Consider the following 20,162-nt stretch of genomic DNA (forward strand, 5'->3'; position numbering starts at 1 on the left):
TATGTTAGATTAAGTCTTTGCTTCTAAGCTCTGCCATAGCCTCGATAAGCATGATGCCACTCAGCTGGCAGGTTAAAAAAGTTTGGGTTTCTGTGTTTAGTGTCCAGTCATTTTGGAATGTGCCCAACGTTTTGTTGCGACCTTTCAGCCATAATGTTTCAGCATTGGTTTTTATGAAATTGAGATAGTCGCTTTTTTTATCCGCAGGCAGATTACCTTCTATGATTAAGCGGGTTAAATACCTGATAAAAATACCCTTGAACAGGCCTGCGTCACTTCCGCCGCTGCCTTCAACTTTTAAGATGCCGTTGTTTGTTAACGAGCTGATGGTATAATCTGCTGCCTTGATGGCATCGTTAAGGTAGTTTGATTCATTGGTAAGCTTGTATAGTTCCAATCCGGCGCCCAGGAAAGTGCCCTGGTTATAGGTAAATCTCCAGGTTGTAATTACCTTATTCAGATCAATATGATCGTTTACCCAGCCTTCGGTTGGACTAAACAGCGTTGCCTTTTCCCAGCTATAAATGCTTTTAGCCTTGTTTAAGTCGTCTGTGACCTGAAAAAGACTGTAGTTGCGGGCTGCAAAAATTGCTGCGGGGCCGTTAGATGGGGCATTCTTGGTTTTCTTATCCATGTTCTCCCATATACCTCCGCCCATATCGGTACTGATTCCTGCTTTTATATACAGCCACAATTCATCCGAAACGCTTTTGAATTTAGCATCGTTTGTAACTTTGTATGCCCTCAGGCTTGCCAGGGCCATCCATTCCATGTCATCGTAGTAATTGTTAAGCCATTTATTGCCATTTTTCTGCTTCATGCCCACTAACAAATCATCCATGAGTGTTTTATAGGCGGCGGAGCCTGTACGCACATAGCCATCAATCAATACATCCAGTACATGGGCGGTAGGCCAGTATCCTCCCCAATTGGTTGATTTATAGGTTTGGGTGTACGATTTACTTGACGGGATGTAAAAGTCATTCAAACTTAACTGTACAGAATCGGCAGCTTTGCTCCAGTTCATTATTTCTGATGAAGTATATGCGGTTGCGAAAGTGTCAATGCAGGTACTATCAGGCTTAAAGATGGTGCGATACTTGAAAATAGGTTTGGCTACATCATAATCAGGCAGGGTAGTTGATTGTTCAGTTGCCGGACTGGATATTGATTTGGTATCGTTGTAAATTGCTTCAATAGATACTGGATTGTAGAATAATTTATTTTCATCCCATGTTATCGTGGTGGTATGCGATACCGGCGAGTAATCTGCCATAAGAATAGCCCTGTTGCGCAGTTTGCTGCGATACTTATCTCCGTATGAAGTGCCGATCATCACTGATTCATCAAGAGCTTCATCCTGCTTATTATAAGAAGTGACTGTAAACAGAGTTATTCCTTCCCCCACCTGGATGATCGTATCAATGGTGGTTTTGCCAGCCGGGAAAACGATCTCGTTACCGTTGCCCCATGAGATTTTGATCTTGCCTAATTCAGCGTACTCTTTTAGGGAACCGGTAAGCTTTACTCTTCCCTTTCCGGATAAAACCCGGATGGAATCTACAAACGCGGTGTTTTTCAGATTCAAAGTTTCGGCGCTATTTTGTTTTTTACAGCTGTAAAAAGCAAAACCTGCACACAACAGCACAACCAGGTGCTTATATTTTACTGCTTTCATCTTGTTTATTGTTTTTGATGGTTTATTAGGTTTATGGGCTTGTAACTACGGATTACCTACGCTAAAGCCCTGGCTTTTTTGCTGGTTTAACAATTGTTTAAGCTCCTGCACTACTTCAGGATATTTGGTGTAGAGATTAGTTGTTTCGCCCGGATCTTTTTCCATATCGTACAACTGGCCGGGGGCATTGTCCTGGCCGTTGGGGGACCAGCCTCCGCTGCCAACGCCGTCAATAAACTTCCATTTACCTTGCTGGATGGCAAACATGCCTTCGTTGGAATGATAAATGATGCTTGGCCGTTCATCGCCTTTGCCGTTTTTGATCAGCGGCCATTGGTTGTAGCTGTCAGGTCCGGCCCCGGAAGGTAATTGCCTGCCGAACATACCGGCAAATGTTGCCATCATATCATTGAGCGAGAATGATTGTGAAAACGTTCGCTTAGCTGCGATAGTTCCCGGCCATCGCATGATCACGGGAATATGATGGCCTGCATCCCATATATCAGATTTCCTTCCGCGGAAAATATAGTTTGCCTTATGTCCAGGAAATTGAGCTTTATCATCTGCACTCCAGTCGGCGCCATTGTCTGATGCAAAAATTACCAGTGTGTTTTGCGCAAGATTTAAACTATCCAGGCATTTTAAAATGCGACCTACCGCATAATCGGTATGATTTACAAAGTCGCCATACACGCCTGCGTTAGGGTTTTTACCCTTGAATTGCTCGGCAGGGAGCCAGGGGGTATGCGGGGCAGTAAGTGTAAAATACAGGAAAAACGGTTTGGAACTTTGCTTATGTGTTTGGATAAGATAATTAACGGCCTTATCCGTAAAATGGTCAAGGGTATTTTCGATCTTAAAGCTGCCCGAAGCAACGCCTTCCCGCCAGGTTATGCCGCGACCAAAGTCGCCTCCCTGGAATGGAACCAGCGGAACGTCGGTAGATATTCCATTTTCCAGGTACGTATAAGGCGACATATCCAGAGATGCGGGTAAGATATAACTGTAGTCAAATCCTAACTTATTGGGCCCGTTAAGCACCGGCTGCGTAAAATCAACGTTGCTTATATTTTCGCCATTGTTCTGCACTGCCGGGTATGCGGGATTTATGGGTTTCCAGTTCATGCCAAGATGCCATTTCCCGACAATGGCGGTCTGATAACCTGCCTCGCCCGCTAATTTGGCAATGGTATAGCGGTTTGTTTCAATAAGAGCGGGCGACCATCCGTCCAGCACGCCGCTTTTCAGTGAGCTTCGAAACGCGTACCTGCCGGTTAAAATTCCATACCGGGACGGCGTGCAGATTGACGAACCGGAGTGAGCGTTGATGAATATTGTTCCCTGGCTGGCTAATTTGCTCAAATTGGGCGTACTTATCTGGGCGCCGGAATTAAAGCTCTGAAGATCGCCGTATCCTAAATCATCGGCTAATATGAAAACTATGTTTGGTGATTCTTTGACCCCGGGAGTAACATAGTCGTCGCTATTATGTTTTTTGCAGCCAAACAACCCTATACTTAACAACAGGAGTATTTTGGGATAATTGATGTTCATTGTTCTCATTCGCTTATTTTTTATATTGTAACCCGGTGGTTATTACTGTTTTGGTCTTGTCAAAAAGGCCTGTTAGTTTAATTTTTAGAGCACAATAAAGACCTGCCGGTATTTCAAAAATTCCGTAAATTGTATGGAGTCAGCTTGTTGTAATAATCGGAGAATAAATCCTCCTTATTCTCTTTAAATCCTCATTATAAATTGTTCATATACTTATTTTTCTTTAAGATATTTACCCTCATTGTATTTTTTAAAGGTCTGCCGGGAGTGCTTCGTCCTTGTCTTACGTATTGTTCCAGCAACTCAGTTAAATTTTTAACGATATCGGGGTGCTGTGCCTGTACATTTGTTTTCTCTGACGGATCGGTCTGCATATCGTAAAGCTGTATTACCGGTAAGCCTTCTTTATAAGCCTGCTTGTTCCTGGGGGCCGCCCACCCACCCGAACCGGGACAAAGCTCCAGCTTCCATTTACCCTGCTGAATGGCGAAATTTCCATCAATAGATTGATACATAATGGCCGGTCTGACCGGTTGTTTAGCTTTGCCGGTTAAATCCGGCAAAAGACTGTAGCTGTCTTCCGCAACGCTGTCCGGCAGCTTTTTTTGTATCAGATCGGCGCAGGTTGCCATAAAATCAGTAAGCGATACCAGGTCAGTACAGGTTGTATTCGCCTGTATCTGTTTTGGCCAGCGGGCAATCAGCGGTATCCGGTGCCCTCCGTCCCAGATATCAGATTTATAGCCACGGTAAATATAGCTGGGATAATGGCCAAGCTTCTCTACATTATATTCATTCAAAACATAAGGGGCAAAGCCGTTATCGCTTGAGAAAAATACAATGGTATTATCTCTTAATCCCAGGGAATCCAGCGTTTGTATTACCTGCCCAACTGCCCAATCAGTTTCCATCACATAATCACCGTATGCCGTTACGCCGCTTTTGCCCTGAAATTGTTTATTGGGGACAACGGGTGTGTGTGGAGAGGGCAGTGTGACGTATACAAAAAATGGTTTGGATGCCGAAGCCGCATTTTTGATCGTTTCCTGCGCTTTCCGGGTAAGTGTGGGTACTACATCTTCGGCCTCAAAATCCGGTGCAGCCAATCCTTTACGCATGAATGTTTTCTCAACAGATGGCACGCCTAAGGTGCGGTCATTTTCGATGAAAACAAAAGGCTCCATATCCAGCGAAGCGCTGATACCAAAGTAATAATCAAACCCACGTTGCGTTGGGCCATTGCCGATAGATTTTGAATAATCAACTTCCCGCCCTGTTTTAATGCCGGTTTCGCCTTCTTTAAGCGGCCAGTCCATACCCAGGTGCCATTTGCCGATGATTGCCGTATGGTATCCATGCTCTTTCAGCATAGATGCAACCGTTAGGCGTCCGCTGTCAATTAAAGGTTTTGAAAAACCGCCCAGCACGCCATCCTGTAAACGGGAGCGCCAGGGGTATCTTCCGGTCAGGATGCTGTAACGTGAAGGCGTGCATACTGATGAGCTTGCGTGGGCATCGGTAAATTTCATCCCTTCCGAAGCTAGTTTGTCAATATTAGGAGTGGATATTTTGCCTTCCGGATTAAAACATTTCACATCGCCAATCCCTAAATCATCAGCCAGTATAAATACAATATTGGGCGACTTTTTTTCCACTTGTCCATAACATGCCGTATTGTTGACGGTACAGCTTATGATACCCAGGATAGCTAATACGCAATACTTTTTTCTCATTTTGATTTTGTTCTGTTAAGGAATGATGTTTATTTATTTGGAGGCTGTCTGAAAGCTGGCAGCCTCGTCCATTTATAGTCACGCTGAGCTCGTCGAAGCTATGATGAGCCAATCCTTCGACAGGCTCAGGATGACCATAGCATCATATTACCGTTTACAAAGGGTCAACATATTGTACATTGATTATATTCAGGGCGTGGCTTCCTGTCCGGTCCCAAATGGTGGTGCCCGAGCTGAGATTGAATGGCCAGTAAGCTATTAACCCGCTTTCTGTTCCGGTAGGAGCGTTTTGCATTTGTGCCGCTACCTCGGTATCGGATAATGCTTTGCTCCATACGCCTACGCCTTTTATTCTGCCTTTGAAAGTTCGGCCTGCAAAGGCAGATCCTTCGCCTATCCTGAAATTCTGCGTATTGCCAACCAGTGCGACGGCATAGTTTTTCTGTGCGACCATGACGCCGTTAACGTATATTTTCATTACGGCGCCATCATAAGAAGCTGCAATGTGTGCCCATTCGTTCAGGCTGATTTTATTGGCGTCGGGCGCTGCGAGCTGGTTTGCTGTTCCGTTAATCTGGAACGTTAATTTTCCGTTGGGAACCTGTAATTTATAGCCATTGCCGCTACCTTCGGTAGAAATTACATACATGGCATTTTTCCATTCGGTAGGATATACCCAGGCTTGCAGCGTAAAATTAGGTACGATATAGGGCGTGACAATGCCGCCATCCAGGTAACCTGTACCATCAAAATAAAGCTGTTTTTCTACCTGTATGCTACCTTTAAACTGGGTGATAGCCTTTTGCAGTAAAATCTCCGCAAGGTCAATCCCGTATTGGGTTTGCGATTTTTGCTCCAGGGTTTTGGCTGAGTCTATCATAGCCTGCAACTGGCCTATCGAGCCAACGGGATAAACACCGGGATCCGGGCCTTCTGTAGCATTAGCTGCCAATTCAGTTGCTTCGCTTATCAGCGACGCTAACCGGTCCGACTTTTTGGACGGGACATCGTCTTTATTACAACCTGTGTAAAGCAGTGCAACACTGAGTGCGCCTATTATTACTTTACTGAATGATTTTATATTCATGGTGTATTTGATATATAGATTAAAACTTACCGGTTTTTAGTATCCGTAATTCTGGTCAAAGTGAGTCCGGTCAATCTCAGAGAAAGGAATGGGGAATACTTCATGTTTGCCTTTTTCCATAAGTGACATAGGGTCTGTTGGGTTATAGGCATTATATTCGTTAGCAAAGGCATTTACCTTATCAATCAATATGCCCCAGCGTTTGAGATCGTAAAAACGTTTACCTTCATCAACAAACTCCAGGCGCCGCTCTTTCCGTATGGCATCGCGGAAATGATCTTTGCTATCTGTCTGCTCCGCAGGCAGGTTAGCCAGCGCAGCCCGGTGCCTGATCTTGTTTACAGCAGCAATAGCGCCTGACTGGGGGCCGTTAAGCTCATTGTCGGCTTCCGCGTAGATCAGGTAAGCCTCGGCCCAGCGGTATATGATCACGTTTGCTTTTTTATCATAATGCGGATAAGCTGCATTGTCGCCACCCTTATACTGGTAATCTGACCGGAATTTGCCGGGGAATACCGTTTTATTCGGGGTTTGGGAAGTGTATAGCGAAGGTGTTGTTGCATAGGTGAACACATCGTAAAAGTTAGGCAGCTTTTTTGTCGTGGCGTTCCACTGGCCTTTAAAGGGCCAGAATGTGGGGTAAAACCTGCCATCAACAAATTTAGTGGGATCAGTATACTGGTTGATATCATACGCGGTTGTATTCGGGTTTACACCACGGATCTGCCTTGCCGGGTTATTCATGTCTATAGGGCCGCTGGTATCAAACTCCCTGATCAGGTCAAAAGATAATGCACCATAAGAGAACTCTCCCGTAGCCCAAACCTGCCCGGTAGATATGCCATAATTCTGCTCAGAAAAGATAATCTCTCCCCGGTTTTCATTGGCAACGCTGAACAGATAATTAAAGTCCTGCAGCTCGGGTACTACAATACCGGGAGCCTTTGCGTTTATCAATGTATCGGCCTCTGCCCGTGCCGCTTCCAGGTATTGCGGTCCTAATTTTAAGGGTTCGCCATTCATGGTCAGATAAACCTCGGCCAGCATCAGCCTGGCCATAATTTTACTGGCAAAACCCGGCGATCTTGGGCCTTCCTGGGTGAAAAGTGTTTTTGCCTTTTTAAGGTCGCTAACAATTTGGGCATAAACCTGCTCAACAGGTGTTCTTCCGATAGCAAGCGGCCCCTGTGGCGTATTGTCTTTAATATCTATCACCAGGGGAACGGGCCCAAACAGGCGTACCAGCTTAAAATAAGCCAGTGCCCTGAGGGTATAGGCTTCGGCAATGAACTGTGGGCGCTGGGCATCTTTATTGTCAGGCCATTTTGTCCGTTCCATGTTATCAATAAAGGCATTGCAATTGTAGATGCTGGTATAAAGGCCTGCATAAACACTTTCAACCAGCGGATTGGTTGACCGTACGTTCTTTTTAGGAAACTGGGAATTATTATCCGCTTTCAGCACACGGGCGGCATCAACAAGCACATTGTCGGTAGTGTATTCTTCCAGGTTTAGCAGCTGGTAATTGAAATTGCCGCTGTATGAGCTGATAATACCGAGCAAAGCGCCTTCGGCTTCTGCCGCGTTGGTGTAAAAGTTTCCCGGAAACTGTTGGCTGTACAGCTTTTCATCCAGGTATTTGTCGCAGGATGAAAATGCCAGCAAAGCCAGTAACGGTATGGATCTCCAATATTTAGATAAAGATTTCATCTGTTTAATTTTTTATAGATTAAAATGACAACTTGCCTCCGAAATTATATATCCTTCCGCGTGGGTAGGCAAAACGGTCAATGCCCCGGTTAATGCCATTGCCCACTTCGGGGTCGTATCCGTCATACCCGGTAAAGCTCCATACATTGCTACCGCTGAAATAGAAGTATATAGTTGATCTTTTCCGGGTTTTGAGATTCAGCGAATACCCCAGCCGCACATTCTGTATCCTGACGATATCGGCATTTTCAAGATAGCCGTCGTGAAGAAACTCAGAGTTATAGTGAATGCTTGGCGCAGCCAGCTTGTTGGTTGGATTAGATGGTGACCATGCTTCTAAATCGTACGCGGCGGCGCCGTTCTCCCGTGCCAGCCATAAGTTGGGCTTAACGGCATTTAATACCTGGGCTCCGAAATCGCCGGTAAGCAGAACGGTTAAATCGAACTTTTTGTATTTAAAGGTATTGCTAAAGCCAATGTTGTATTTTGGAACCGCGTCGCCCACAAATACCCGGTCATCGTTGTCAATCACTTTATCGTTATTCTGGTCTACAAACTTCCAGTCGCCGGGTTTTGCGCCATATACGGCAGCCTCAGCTTCCTCACCCAATTGCCAGACACCGGCTGTTTTTACGAGGTAAAATGTTCCGATAGATTTGCCAACGGCAAGGTAGCGGGGATTTTTTCCGTCAACGGCTTGGCCTACACCGATAATGCCTACATCACCCACGTCTGTAACCTGGTTTCGCAGGATGGAAAAGTTAACATTGCTTGTCCACTGGAATGTCTTTTTCTGCATCACCTGGTAATTAACGGTCAATTCAAAACCCTGGTTGGTCATAGAACCCACATTGGTTAAATAGCTGCCGTAACCGGTGCTTAACGATGTAGGCTGTGCTAACAACAAGTCCTTGGTGCGTTTATCATAAATATCTGCTGTTACCGATATTTTACCTTTCAGAAATTCCATGTCTACGCCCAGGTCGGTTTGCTGCGAAATTTCCCATCGCAGGTTCGGGTCTCCGTACCTGTCAAGCGTATAGTAGGGGAGCAACTCATTGTCAAACCCGTTTGTGCCGGAGCTGATGGTAGAAAGTGTCTGGTAAACACCAATTTCAGAGTTACCGATCTGACCCCAGCTTGCCCTTACCTTGAAGTTTGACAGCCAATCGGCTTTTTTGAGGAAAGGCTCTTCCGAAACCCGCCATCCCAAAGCTACCGACGGAAAAGTACCCCATTTATTGCCCGCCGCCAGTTTTGAGGAACCGTCTCTCCTCAGCGTTGCAGTAAGGAGGTATTTGCCATTCAGGTCGTAATTTACACGTCCGAAAAATGATTCGAGCTGCCATTGCTGCTTAAAGCTGGAAACGGTGGCCTCTTTGGCATTTTGCAGCGCATTGGTTCCGGTAGTAGTATTCGGAAAATCAATGGCCGTAATGGTTGTACCTGACATGACCTCCTGCTGTAAGGTATTACCTAATAAAAAAGTGAAATTATGGGAGCCTGTTTTTTTCTTATAGGTCAGTGTGTTTTCGTTAATATAGTTAGTTGTAGTATTACTTCTCACTTTGGCGGTAATCCTGGTATCGCTTTTTGTGGCGGCATACTCGGCGCCCTGGTATTGGTCATTGTCAAAAAAGCGATAGGTCAGACCGGCCATGGACTGAAAGGTCAGGCTGGGAGTAATATTATATTTTAGTGTTAACTGTTCGGTAATATTGGTAATCTTGATATCATCGCTCAGGTCTCTGAGAATGACCAATGGGTCGATATACTTTTCCCCTGTTTCGGGATCTATTCCCGGATCTTTTGAGTTTACTTTCAGGTAAGTAGGAGCCTGCAAAATCCGTTGTGTTGCACCGGTAGCGTTGGCTGTTCCGCCCTGTCCCCCGGTAAAGGCTCCGTCGTTTTTAGATTGAGTAATAGTAACCCGGTTTTCTACCCGTAATTTATCGCTAACCTGCGAGCTTAACGTTCCCCGTATACTGTACCTGTTATACTTGGTATATTTTAAAAGACCATCCTGGTCAAGATAATCTAATGAGAGATAATATTGCAATTTCTGCTGACCGCCCTGAAATCCCAGGTTATATTTTTGGGTAAGGGCCGTTTGGCTGGTTACATCCTGCCAGTCGGTATTAACGTCCAGCCTTGCGGGATTTAACGGAGCAATGACCTGACCGTCCCTGGCTTTTGCCAGCTCCCAGTATTCCTGGGTTTGCCGGGTAGTCAGCATGTCTATTTTATTGGCCATGGTGGTAAACCCGGATGATGCGGTGAATGTGGTAGTACTGCTGCCTATCTTTCCGCTTTTGGTGGTAATGAGGATAACGCCGTTGGCTCCCCGTGCACCGTATATGGCTGTGGCCGATGCGTCTTTTAAGATCTCAATCGATTCAATATCATCGGGATTAATAAAATCCATACCAGTTCTGGCTTCAGAGAAATCGGTTTCTATCGATTGTCCGGCTATGGGCAATCCGTCTACAACATACAAGGGCTGCGTGCTTGCGCCGATAGAGCTGACGCCCCGGATATTGATGTTAGAGGCTGAACCGGGTGTACCGCTGGATACGGAAGCCTGAACACCGGCGGCTTGTCCCTTTAAAAGCTGTTCAATAGATACTACGGGCATATCTTCAATAGCGCCGGCCTTAATGGATGAGACTGCACCTGTGATATCGCTTTTTTTCTGGGTTCCGTAGGCCACAACCACTACTTCGTCAAGTCCCTGGGTTTCGGGCTTTAATACCACATTAACCGTAGTACGCCCGTTGAGCGGTACAGCTGCGGTTTCAAATCCTACATAGCTGAACACCAGTATTCTTTTGGTATCTGCTACATTTACTTTAAAATTTCCACCGGCATCTGTAACGGTAGTAGAGCCCCCATTTTTTACGCTAACGGAAACCCCAACCAGCGGTTCACCTTTATCATCGGTTACTTTACCCGAAATGGTGGTAACTTGCTCTGCCTGAGCAGATACCGGCTTCCGGGTAATAAAAATGGTTTTATTGTTAACCGCATATTGAAGCGGCTGACCTGCAATGCATTTGTTCAACACTTCTAATAAATCCGCGTTAACAGCGTTTAACGTGATGGGCTTTATATCTTTAAGCGAGGAGTTGTTATACAGGAAATCATAGCCGCTCTGTTTTCTAAGCTGGTAGATAACCTCTGATAACGGTGCGTCTTTTACCGTCAGATTAATTTTCTGGGCATAGCTTTCAGCCTTGAGCTGAAACACGATCAGGATGGATAAGACAAAACTCAGCTTCATCTTTAAGAGCAAATTAGAGTTTACACAGAACCTGTTTCTGAAGACCAGTTCAGTAAATTTTTTATACATTTGATTGTTGGGTTTAATTGAAACTGTTGTTAACTGCAAGCTGCGATTACCCAATTCAGCATTTTGCTGATTATGACCAAGGGCACGGCACTGCTCTTGGTTATTTAATCACAGAAGGTATTGCTGCACAAGGCCCTTAAGCCTCAATAATTCTATTCTTTATTTCAATTCGATAGTTTTAATAATTGGTTTAATCAGTTTAATTTATAATTTGGTAGGGAGAGCTATTTCATTACAATTACCCTCCTTTCTTCAATTGTAAAATGAATATTTCCGATCAATTCCAGGTTCTTCAGCAGCTCGCTTAAATTGGATGTTTTGGAAAACGTACCACCTAAACGAAGATTTTTGTCGATGTTTTTATATACCACATCCACATTATACCACCGGCTTATTATGGTCATTATGGTTTCAATGTCCTGGTTGTCAAAGGCAAAGAAGCCGCTTTTCCAGGCTATTGCCTGTTCTGCATTTACGTTAGAAACGGCTATGCTTCCGTCTGGTTTAGCAACAGACTGGTTGCCCGGCTGAAGTATGGCTGATCTGCCTGAGCTGAGGTTGTTTATGCTGACTTTGCCCTGCAGTAATGTAGTGCTGGTGCTGGTTTCATCGGTATATGCTTTAACATTGAAGTGCGTGCCCAGTACGGTCAGATCCTGGTTGCGGGTATGCACTTTAAAAGGCTTGGATGAATTATGAGTAACCTCAAAATAGGCTTCTCCTGACAATTCAACATTGCGCTCGTTTTTATCAAATTTTGTGGGATATCGCAAGGTGGATTGCGAGTTTAACCAAACCCTGGTTCCATCCGGCAAAACGAGCTGAAACTGTCCGGCCTTTGGCACTTCAATGGTATTATATGCAAGGGCCGATGATGATACATTCGTTGTCCCATCTGCCTGAAGGCTGTAAATGATCTTCCCGTCGGCTGTTTTCTGTATATAGGTATCTTCCTGTTGTGCGATTACGCCGTTACGGGCATTGTCAAGCGCTATTTTTTTGCCATTTGCAAGGGTTAGAACGGCTTTGTTTGTGCCGGGAAGTATATCTCCTGGTTTTGCTTTCCGGGCAGTTTGTTCCGCTTTACCGGGATGTTTTACCAGCATGTAAATCCCGGTAGAGAGGGAGAACAGCAGCATGGCTGCCGCGGCAATTCGGGTCCATAAAAACCGGACAGGTTTCCGCTCTTTTGCTTCAACAATATTCCATATCCCGGTTTCCAGTTGCTCTTCCAGCAGTTTTTTCTCCTCGATCTTTAACTGACTGATGATATCCTGTTCCTTATCAAAATAAGAATAGTATGCTTTCAGGAAGCTTTTCTCAGCAGGTGTGGCTTTATCAGCCAGGTACCTTTGTATCATTTTCAGCAGTTCTATGCGGTTGTCAGGCATTATGATCCTCGTTTTAATACTATGTGCCCTGAGTTATGAAATATACTAAGGTGATAGCAAAATTTTTTTTAAGGGGCTTCAAAATGGTATTGAAGCCTCACTCCCAATCCCTCTCCCTTGGAGCTACGGTGTACCCACTTTTTAACAATAAGTTGATTAACCAATCCTTACAGCCTTTATCTGCACTACACACTGCCTGGGCATTGACTTTGTTAATCACTACCCCCTCATTTCGAGGGGGTAGGGGGAGGAAAAGAGATTTGTAATATTGGGGAAGCTCCCACAAAAAGATTTACAGGCGATGGGCTTTGGGGTTTACGCTTTGATGATGAGGTATCACATGGCATGAGAAATTATTTGTTAATTTCATAGATATTTGAAAATCAGATAAATAAGAGGCGGCCTCCCCCCAACCCCTCTCCAACCGCATGCTGCTTTAGCGGTGGCGCAAGGAAAGGGGAGACGGAGAGCAATCTTCCGGTCTTTCCCGACTTCCGACTTTCCGAACTATGAACTATGAACCATGAACTATGAACCATGAACCATGAACTGCTATCCTGCAAAGGCACAAGGTAGGCCGCACACCGGCAACCGCTTAACCTTGCGCCAGACTACGCAGGGAGTAAGGCTATGCTACCCGGTTTGTTTCTTGCATCTATGTTCTTGCTTCTTTTTTGCTTTCGGACTTTCCCGACTTTCGGATTATGAATCATACAGGTATAACTGTCATCTCTCCATTGTCAACTGTCATCTCTCCATTGTCAATTATTAAAAATTACTTCCGGTCTTTCTGACTTTACTGACTATCAGCTATCCGCCATGAACTATAAGCCTCGTAAACGTAAAACTTAAAACTTCCCATCTTCTGCCTTCCAGGGCATCGGGTATACCTGGCAGCGTTTGGCATAATCTTCCCACATGGCGCTCATTTGCTTCACCAGCTCAGGGTGCGAGGATGCCAGGTTATGCATTTCACTACGATCTACGGAGAGGTCATATAGCTCCCAGGGATGAGATTTAAAAAACTGTTTTTTCAGGTCGGCTTCGCTTACCAGCTTCCATTTGCCCATACGCACCGCCCGGTTCATTTCGTGCTCCCAAAACAGCGCTGTTCTGTTTAACGGCTTACCGGTAAATGTTGGCACCAGGCTAATACCTTCGCAAGGTGTTATAGTGTTGTTATTATACATTTTGGGATAAGAAACCTGTGCCGCATCCAGTATAGTGGGCATAATATCCATTTCATGCCCAACCTGTGTGCGTATGGCGCCGGCCTGTTTGATAACCTGCGGCCAGTGTATAATCAAGGGTGTTGCTATGCCGCCTTCGTGTACATAATGCTTGAACTTGCGCAATGGGGTGTTAGATACATTGGCCCATTCTTTCATGTACGATACATAGGTATCAGGTGGCCCGGCCATTACATTTTTGCCCTGCATCACTAATTTGCCGTCCCTGGTAACCGGGGGATTGTTTGAATAGATGAGTGTCTCCGGTGACAGCTTGCGCACATTGGCCGGATTTTTTGCAACCGGGACTGTTTTACCACCGCCAAGAATTTCGGCACAGGCGCCGTTATCCTGTAGAAAAATAATGAGAGTGTTCTCATAAATACCGTCGGTTTTGAGCTGCTTGATGATCCGCCCAATTCCCTGATCCATGACGTCGATCATGGCGGCATAGGTTTCCATACGTCTTAACATGGCTGGCTTGTTTTCTTCGTCATTCCAGGGCTTGCCATCAAATGGGGAAAGCTCGACAGGTTGATCGATTACTCCCAGCTTTTTCATTCTTTCCAGCCGCTCGGCACGCAGGGTTTCATAGCCTCTATCAAAGCGTCCTTTATATTTCTTAATGACATTTTCGGGCGCCTGCATGGGCCAATGTGCTGCGGTGTAAGCAACGTACATGAAAAAGGGCTTGTTCTTATCCCGTTCCCGGATGTAGTTGACACTGTTGTCAGATATGGCATCCGTAAAATAATACTCCCGGGGTTTATATAGCGAATCTGTATAGGGCGTAATGAGCTGGTTATCACGGCACAGGTAACCGGGATCATAATAATTGGCTGCCCCCAATATGGTGCCGTAATAATGATCAAATCCTCTTTGCAGCGGCCAGTTTTCTTTAGAGCTGGTAGGTGTCGGATGAAAATTAACGTGCCATTTTCCCGTCATGTAAGTTGCATAGCCGACATTTTTAAGCGCTTCGGCAATGGTTACGGCATTGTGACTTAAATCTCCCCGGTAGCCCGGCAGGTGAAAGTCGCGTGTTGTCATCCAGCCCATGCCTGCCTGGTGCGGATATAATCCGGTGAGCAGGGAAGCCCTGGACGGGCAGCACCTCGACGTATTATAAAACTGTGTGTAACGTAAGCCTTCGCTTGCCAACTGGTCAAGATTATGGGTTGCCGCTTCGCCGCCATAGCAGCCAATATCCGAATAACCCATATCATCCGAAAGGATGAGAATTACATTCGGCTGTTTGTAAGATGGCGTTTGAATTTTGGCTTTAACTGAACCGTAACGCCATGATACCAGCAGGCCGGCGGATAATATCGCGGTAAAGAAAACCGCTGTTTTGTATTTATTCATTATTACAAAAGTTATTGTACAATTTTAATTAAGGCTAATACCTTTCAACGTTTAATCCCGAATGGTCGGGATTGAACGTTCCTCAACTTTTCACTTTATGGTGGCCTTCAAAACTTTCATCCAATAGCCGCCGACAACACTGCGGGCCTTGAAAGCGACCGGTTTACCAGTAGTGGTTTCGTGCCAGTCACTAAGCGGGACCCTCGACGGTGTTTCTGTAGCGAATTTATATACCGGGTTGAGCAGTGCATCAAAATCGGATTTTTTGCCGGCCATTGCTGCCGTCCACATTATCCAGTCTGATTTGGTATAGGTTTTCCGGCTGTCCAGCGGTAAGCCGTATTCGTTTTGATGCAGCAGGTAATAAGCCATTTCTGTATTATACACGCTTTGCGGGAATAGGTTAAGCTGTAAAATTTTATCCCATACCAGGTTGTATTTCTGGCTCCAGGTATCTTTGTGATCAAATACCAGTGCATAATGATTTCCGGCATCGGCTTTAGCTATCCATTTTTTGGCATAATCTTTTGCCATGCTGCTGTATTTCAGGGCGATGTCTTTTTCGCCAAGCATTTGCGCCATTTGTGCATAGGCGCCTATGGCAACAATGGCTTTGATGGAAAGATTGGTGTTGTGCGCCAGATGCCCGGCGAAATCGTCGGTACATAACTGATTTTCAGGGTCAAAACCAGCTTCGGCTAAATAGTTTACCCAGGCGGTTAGTGTTTTCCAATGCCGTTTAGCGTAATCCGGGTTATTCTGCCTTTTAATAATGGCGCTGGTCAGGATAATCATGTTGCCACATTCCTCAACGGGCATATCTTCTTTATACGTCTGTCCATTAGCCAGGGGATAAGTCCCTATATCGTGTGCCGGAAACGGTTTTGTCCATTTTCCGCTTTCGCTGTAATAAAACACGCCATTGAGCATGCCTTTCATTAGTTCGGGATTATAGACCAGGTACAACGGAGACGAGGGATAGGTGACATCTACCGTATTGATGGAACCGTTACTGGCATTTTCTTTAGACAGCCAAAGGATATCGCCTTGCGGGCTTTTTACCAAGGTATGTGCAGCAACGCTTTGGCGGTAAGCCATGTTGCAGAGTTTGGCATAAGTCTCGCCACCGGCTTTTAGTGCATCGTTATATATAGTGGCATCAGTAGCAGCGCATTGATGCAATATAGATGTATATTCTTTAGTGCTTTTGGCTAATTGGCTATCCATATCCGCACCGGGAGTGTTGCGCCACCAGGGTTTCAGGTTAGTGCCGAAATATTGTATGCTGTACAGCTCGTCATAGGCCAGCATCAGGTATTTGCTTACCGGTTTTTCGTTTATCAATCCTAAAGAGATTACTGTGTTCAGCATCAGCTGTTTGCCATTTGCCGGAACGTTAGCATTCGTGTTCCCGGTAAATGAAGTGATTGCATTAGCCTCGTCGGTAACATATTGTCTGACTCCGGGTGCTGCCGGAGCGGCCACGTACATATAGCCCCAGTCTATCCGCAGGTTATCGCCTTTTTTCCGGAGGATGGGCTGCTCAACTGTACCGGCTTTTAAGATATTCAGGCCGTTTTTGCTATAGGCAGCGGTTGTTACTTCCTGGTAGGGCAGGTTTACCGCCACGTTGGTTGATGCGCCCTGAAACAAATCAACCGTATGCTTTTTGCTGTCGTTGGCCTTTAATTCATACGTGATGTACGATACGGGCGATGATAGTAAATCTAAATTATTTAATACCAGTGGAGAGGCAAAGGTTACTGTTAAATCTACCGTTCCGCAGGTAAACGTATATATGGTCTGTGTTGCTGTCACCTTCACCGAAGTTTGACTGGCCGGTTTGATGTTATCATACACATGATTTTCAATTTCCTCGAATAACCCGGCGTCGATGAAAGCGCCTCCGCCTGTGTTATGGCAATGTATAGCCAGTAAGTTTTCACCTGTTTTTAGCTTTGACTTGCTCTCGTCATTCAGGGGAAACATTTCATAATCGCCATTAGCGCCACGTTGCCTGATGATGCGTTCCCCGTTCAGGAACACTTCGGCGCCGTCATCATGATACAGCTTTAAGAATAATTGTCCTTTGGGCAGGCTGCTGAGGTTAAATTTGCGGCGTATCCAAATGTCTTTTCCTTCCCATGAAGTACCGTCGGTTGCACGGTCATCGCCGAAAGGAGCTTTCCCCGTTTGCCAGCTACTGTCGTCGAAGCCGGGTTGCTGCCATCCCGTTCTGGGCATGGTTTCCATAACATATTGACATCTGTAAGACTGCTTATCGGCAGTAGGTAACCAGGTTTTATATTTTGGCGAACCTTTGCCCATAAAACGGTAATATTCTCCGTCTACTTTAAGCAAGCCAACCAGCGATTGATCTTTGCCTGTCCAGTGCTGGGTTATGGATTCGTTTAGCTTATCCGTTACCGACCATATACTGAAATAAGGATTATGGGTAATTAGCGGATAAGCAGGCATTTTGCTCTGAGCCGATGCAAAAACGACCGTCAGGCATCCGGGTATGAAAAGATATATTTTTTTTAAAAACTGCATAGCATTGAAGTTAAAAGTCGAAAGTTAAAAGTTGAGTCCTATACGTACGGGAAAATCCTTCCGGGTAATTCGGGTCAAAACCTGCAATTGGCTCAATGATTAGTTGGTAATAATTAATGTTTTTGGTTAGGTTTAGGAAACACGTTGTGGGTATTGGCCCAGCTATGCCACAGGCTGTCTAACAGCTTAACCTTTTCGGGATATTTGTCTCTCACATCGGTAGTTTCTGATTGATCTTCTGCCAGGTTAAACAAATGCCAGGTAGTATCTCTGCCGCTTTTTGAAACCAGCTTCCAGTTATCAAGACGGGCATAACGGGCGCCAAAGTGCTCATTGAAAAGCGCCTGATGGCCATTGCCCTGCTTGCCGCTGAAGGTTGGAACCAGGCTGATGCCGCTGCTTGCCTGGATGGTACGGCCTTTATAGGTTTGGGGATATTTTGCTCCCGCTATTTCAATAAAGGTGTTCATGAAATCCATTACATGACCTACATGATTGTTAAAGCCGCCTTTTTTTGCGGTTATGCCTTTCGGCCAGAATGCAATCATGGGAGTATGGATTCCGCCTTCGTACGATTCCGCTTTCCAGAACTGGTATGGCGTATTGGCTACGTTTGCCCATCGTTGCCCGATGGATGAGTACGTAGTTTCTACTCCCGGCTCATTGTCCTTTTTCTGGGAATAGCTGATTTTCTGACCGTCGCGGGTTTCGCTGGGACGGTCAAAACCGGGACCATAAGCGGCGCAATTTTCGGCACTGGCGCCATTGTCAGAAAGAAAAACGATTAATGTATTATCCAACTGATTGGTTTGTTTTAAGGCGTTGATAATACGCCCGATACCCTGATCCATGCAGTCGATCATGGCCGCGTGTACAGACATGGCTTTGGCATCCCATTCCTTATCGGGATTATTTTCCCAGGTTAACTTATCGTGCCAACGTTTGGATAGCTTTGTTTTTGCAGGATCTATCAATCCCATTTTTACCATCCTGTTATAGCGGGCTTCCCTGATGGCATCCCAGCCGGCTTTATAGGTATCTTTGTATTTGGCAATGTCTTCCGGCTTAGCCATTAATGGCCAGTGAGGAGCATTTTGAGCCACATACAGGAAGAACGGTTTATCGGATTTGGCAAAATCTTTAATATATGCTACGGCAGTATCGTTAATTGCGTCGGTATGGTAATAATTTTTTGGGACGTTTTTTATGGGCGTTGTGCCGCTTACTAAGCTGAACGGGTCGTGATAATCTACCACTCCCCAGATGGTGCCAAAGAATTTTTCAAAACCCCGGCTGGTCGGGTACTGGCTTATGGGCGAAAAATCTCCAAAATCCTTACGGTGATTTAACCAGTCAAGCTGATCTTGTTTGGTAGGTAGCCGTTTGGTATTAGATACATGCCACTTGCCCGACATTGCGGTATGATAACCAGCCTCTTTTAATACCTCGGCTAGTGTTACGGCATTATCAGTAATATGTCCCAGGTAGCCGGGCTCATTCTCTGCGTCTGTCATTTTGCCTATACCAGCCTGCTGATTATACAAACCGGTAAGCAGCGAGGCCCGGGTAGGGCAGCAACGTGATGTATTATAAAATTGCGTATAACGGATGCCGTTCATGGCCAGGTAATCGATGTTGGGCGTATGGATCTCGCCGCCATAGCAGCCGATATCCGAAAATCCCATATCGTCTGCCAGTATCACAATAATGTTGGGCCGTTTGGGTTTGGCCGCTGTTTTAGTTTCTGTTTCGGGTTTGTTTTTCCAGGCGATAAGGCCGGTAAAGCCGAGTACTCCGATAGCAATAAGTACGGATAATTGGTATTTCTTCATTTGAAATGGATTATTAAACCGGTTTGTGTTTGTATAAGTAATAAGCTTTTGTTTACGTAACTATGGTTTATAGCTGTATTACATGTATGTGCCTGTTGTAGTGAAATGTACTAAGGGGCGCTTTAATATTTTTTGAAAGTGACCAAGTCTCTTAATAATGGGGCCCCGAATTTGTAAAGAGTTGTTTCCTGATTGGGAAATTTTTATTTTTGATCAAAATATAATGAAACCCAATTTTGACATTGAGTTATTACCTGAAGCCATTGATTTCTTAGAATCTTGACGATAAAACACGGGAGAAGATTTATTATAATATTAAAAAATCCCAGTTTGTAAATGATAATGGAAAGTAAATTCAAAACTGTTTCGTTGGATACCATGATTGATAAGCATATTGGTAAACGGGGAACAGCAAGACGGGACGCTTTTGAAAACGAGTTGAGAATAGACTTGTTAGGGCAAGCTATTAAACAGGCCAGACAAGAACGTAACCTGACACAGGAGCAACTTGGAAAATTGGTAGGAGTTCAGAAGGCGCAGATTTCGAAGATTGAGAATAGTGTGAAAAATGCAAGATTTGAAACTATTCTGAAAGTCTTCGAGGCTTTAGGTGCTAAGGTGAACTTCAATGTTGAATTAAATAATAACAAACTGGCATATTAACTCCAATAAAAGTCCTTA

At 45.0% G+C, this 20,162-nt stretch carries 11 protein-coding genes; 1 reads left to right on the top strand and 10 read right to left on the bottom strand.

Translation table 11 applies throughout. The features are described 5' to 3' along the window. Positions 1-4: 4 nt before the first annotated feature. The 10 genes from FW774_RS14010 to FW774_RS14055 all read right to left on the bottom strand — a co-directional run bounded on the left by FW774_RS14010 (position 5) and on the right by FW774_RS14055 (position 19,481). Positions 5-1,678 (bottom strand): glycoside hydrolase family 76 protein, encoded by a 1,674-nt coding sequence (locus FW774_RS14010; RefSeq protein WP_149348833.1) that lies wholly within the window; start codon positions 1,676-1,678, stop codon positions 5-7. 45 nt (positions 1,679-1,723) lie between these two features. Next, on the bottom strand, positions 1,724-3,241 hold the full coding sequence (locus tag FW774_RS14015; protein ID WP_149348834.1) for a sulfatase family protein: 1,518 nt from the start codon (positions 3,239-3,241) through the stop codon (positions 1,724-1,726). Positions 3,242-3,426: 185 nt separating this feature from the next. Next, positions 3,427-4,965, bottom strand: coding sequence for a sulfatase family protein (locus FW774_RS14020; protein WP_149348835.1), 1,539 nt, complete (start codon positions 4,963-4,965; stop codon positions 3,427-3,429). 154 nt (positions 4,966-5,119) lie between these two features. Next, entirely contained in the window at positions 5,120-6,052 is a 933-nt protein-coding gene (locus tag FW774_RS14025) for a LamG domain-containing protein (protein WP_149348836.1), read from the bottom strand. 36 nt (positions 6,053-6,088) lie between these two features. After that, positions 6,089-7,762, bottom strand: a complete 1,674-nt coding sequence (locus FW774_RS14030) for a RagB/SusD family nutrient uptake outer membrane protein (RefSeq protein ID WP_149348837.1) — start codon at positions 7,760-7,762, stop codon at positions 6,089-6,091. Positions 7,763-7,781: 19 nt separating this feature from the next. After that, complete coding sequence (locus FW774_RS14035; RefSeq protein ID WP_187774904.1) at positions 7,782-11,042, bottom strand: TonB-dependent receptor; 3,261 nt, start codon at positions 11,040-11,042, stop codon at positions 7,782-7,784. A 293-nt stretch (positions 11,043-11,335) separates the two neighbouring features. Continuing rightward, positions 11,336-12,502 (bottom strand): FecR family protein, encoded by a 1,167-nt coding sequence (locus FW774_RS14040; protein WP_149348839.1) that lies wholly within the window; start codon positions 12,500-12,502, stop codon positions 11,336-11,338. Positions 12,503-13,350: 848 nt separating this feature from the next. Continuing rightward, on the bottom strand, positions 13,351-15,096 hold the full coding sequence (locus FW774_RS14045; RefSeq protein ID WP_149348840.1) for an arylsulfatase: 1,746 nt from the start codon (positions 15,094-15,096) through the stop codon (positions 13,351-13,353). 90 nt (positions 15,097-15,186) lie between these two features. Next, positions 15,187-17,649 (bottom strand): glutaminase family protein, encoded by a 2,463-nt coding sequence (locus FW774_RS14050; protein WP_149348841.1) that lies wholly within the window; start codon positions 17,647-17,649, stop codon positions 15,187-15,189. A 113-nt stretch (positions 17,650-17,762) separates the two neighbouring features. Beyond that, positions 17,763-19,481, bottom strand: coding sequence for an arylsulfatase (locus FW774_RS14055; protein ID WP_149348842.1), 1,719 nt, complete (start codon positions 19,479-19,481; stop codon positions 17,763-17,765). A 342-nt stretch (positions 19,482-19,823) separates the two neighbouring features. Here FW774_RS14055 and FW774_RS14065 point away from each other — a divergent pair, with 342 nt between their 5' ends. Next, the gene (locus FW774_RS14065) at positions 19,824-20,144 is read left to right on the top strand and encodes a helix-turn-helix domain-containing protein (RefSeq protein ID WP_149348843.1); all 321 of its coding nucleotides are present in this window, start codon (positions 19,824-19,826) and stop codon (positions 20,142-20,144) included. Positions 20,145-20,162: the final 18 nt, after the last annotated feature.

This window comes from Pedobacter sp. BS3 (assembly GCF_008274585.1).
Taxonomy (GTDB): domain Bacteria; phylum Bacteroidota; class Bacteroidia; order Sphingobacteriales; family Sphingobacteriaceae; genus Hufsiella_A.

Excerpts from the sequence above, each read along its gene's own strand:
- FW774_RS14010 (WP_149348833.1), bottom strand. The coding sequence starts at position 1,678 with ATGAAAGCAGTAAAATATAAGCACCTGGTTGTGCTGTTGTGTGCAGGT.
- FW774_RS14015 (WP_149348834.1), bottom strand. The coding sequence starts at position 3,241 with ATGAGAACAATGAACATCAATTATCCCAAAATACTCCTGTTGTTAAGT.
- FW774_RS14020 (WP_149348835.1), bottom strand. The coding sequence starts at position 4,965 with ATGAGAAAAAAGTATTGCGTATTAGCTATCCTGGGTATCATAAGCTGT.
- FW774_RS14025 (WP_149348836.1), bottom strand. The coding sequence starts at position 6,052 with ATGAATATAAAATCATTCAGTAAAGTAATAATAGGCGCACTCAGTGTT.
- FW774_RS14030 (WP_149348837.1), bottom strand. The coding sequence starts at position 7,762 with ATGAAATCTTTATCTAAATATTGGAGATCCATACCGTTACTGGCTTTG.
- FW774_RS14035 (WP_187774904.1), bottom strand. The coding sequence starts at position 11,042 with ATGAAGCTGAGTTTTGTCTTATCCATCCTGATCGTGTTTCAGCTCAAG.
- FW774_RS14040 (WP_149348839.1), bottom strand. The coding sequence starts at position 12,502 with ATGCCTGACAACCGCATAGAACTGCTGAAAATGATACAAAGGTACCTG.
- FW774_RS14045 (WP_149348840.1), bottom strand. The coding sequence starts at position 15,096 with ATGAATAAATACAAAACAGCGGTTTTCTTTACCGCGATATTATCCGCC.
- FW774_RS14050 (WP_149348841.1), bottom strand. The coding sequence starts at position 17,649 with ATGCAGTTTTTAAAAAAAATATATCTTTTCATACCCGGATGCCTGACG.
- FW774_RS14055 (WP_149348842.1), bottom strand. The coding sequence starts at position 19,481 with ATGAAGAAATACCAATTATCCGTACTTATTGCTATCGGAGTACTCGGC.
- FW774_RS14065 (WP_149348843.1), top strand. The coding sequence starts at position 19,824 with ATGGAAAGTAAATTCAAAACTGTTTCGTTGGATACCATGATTGATAAG.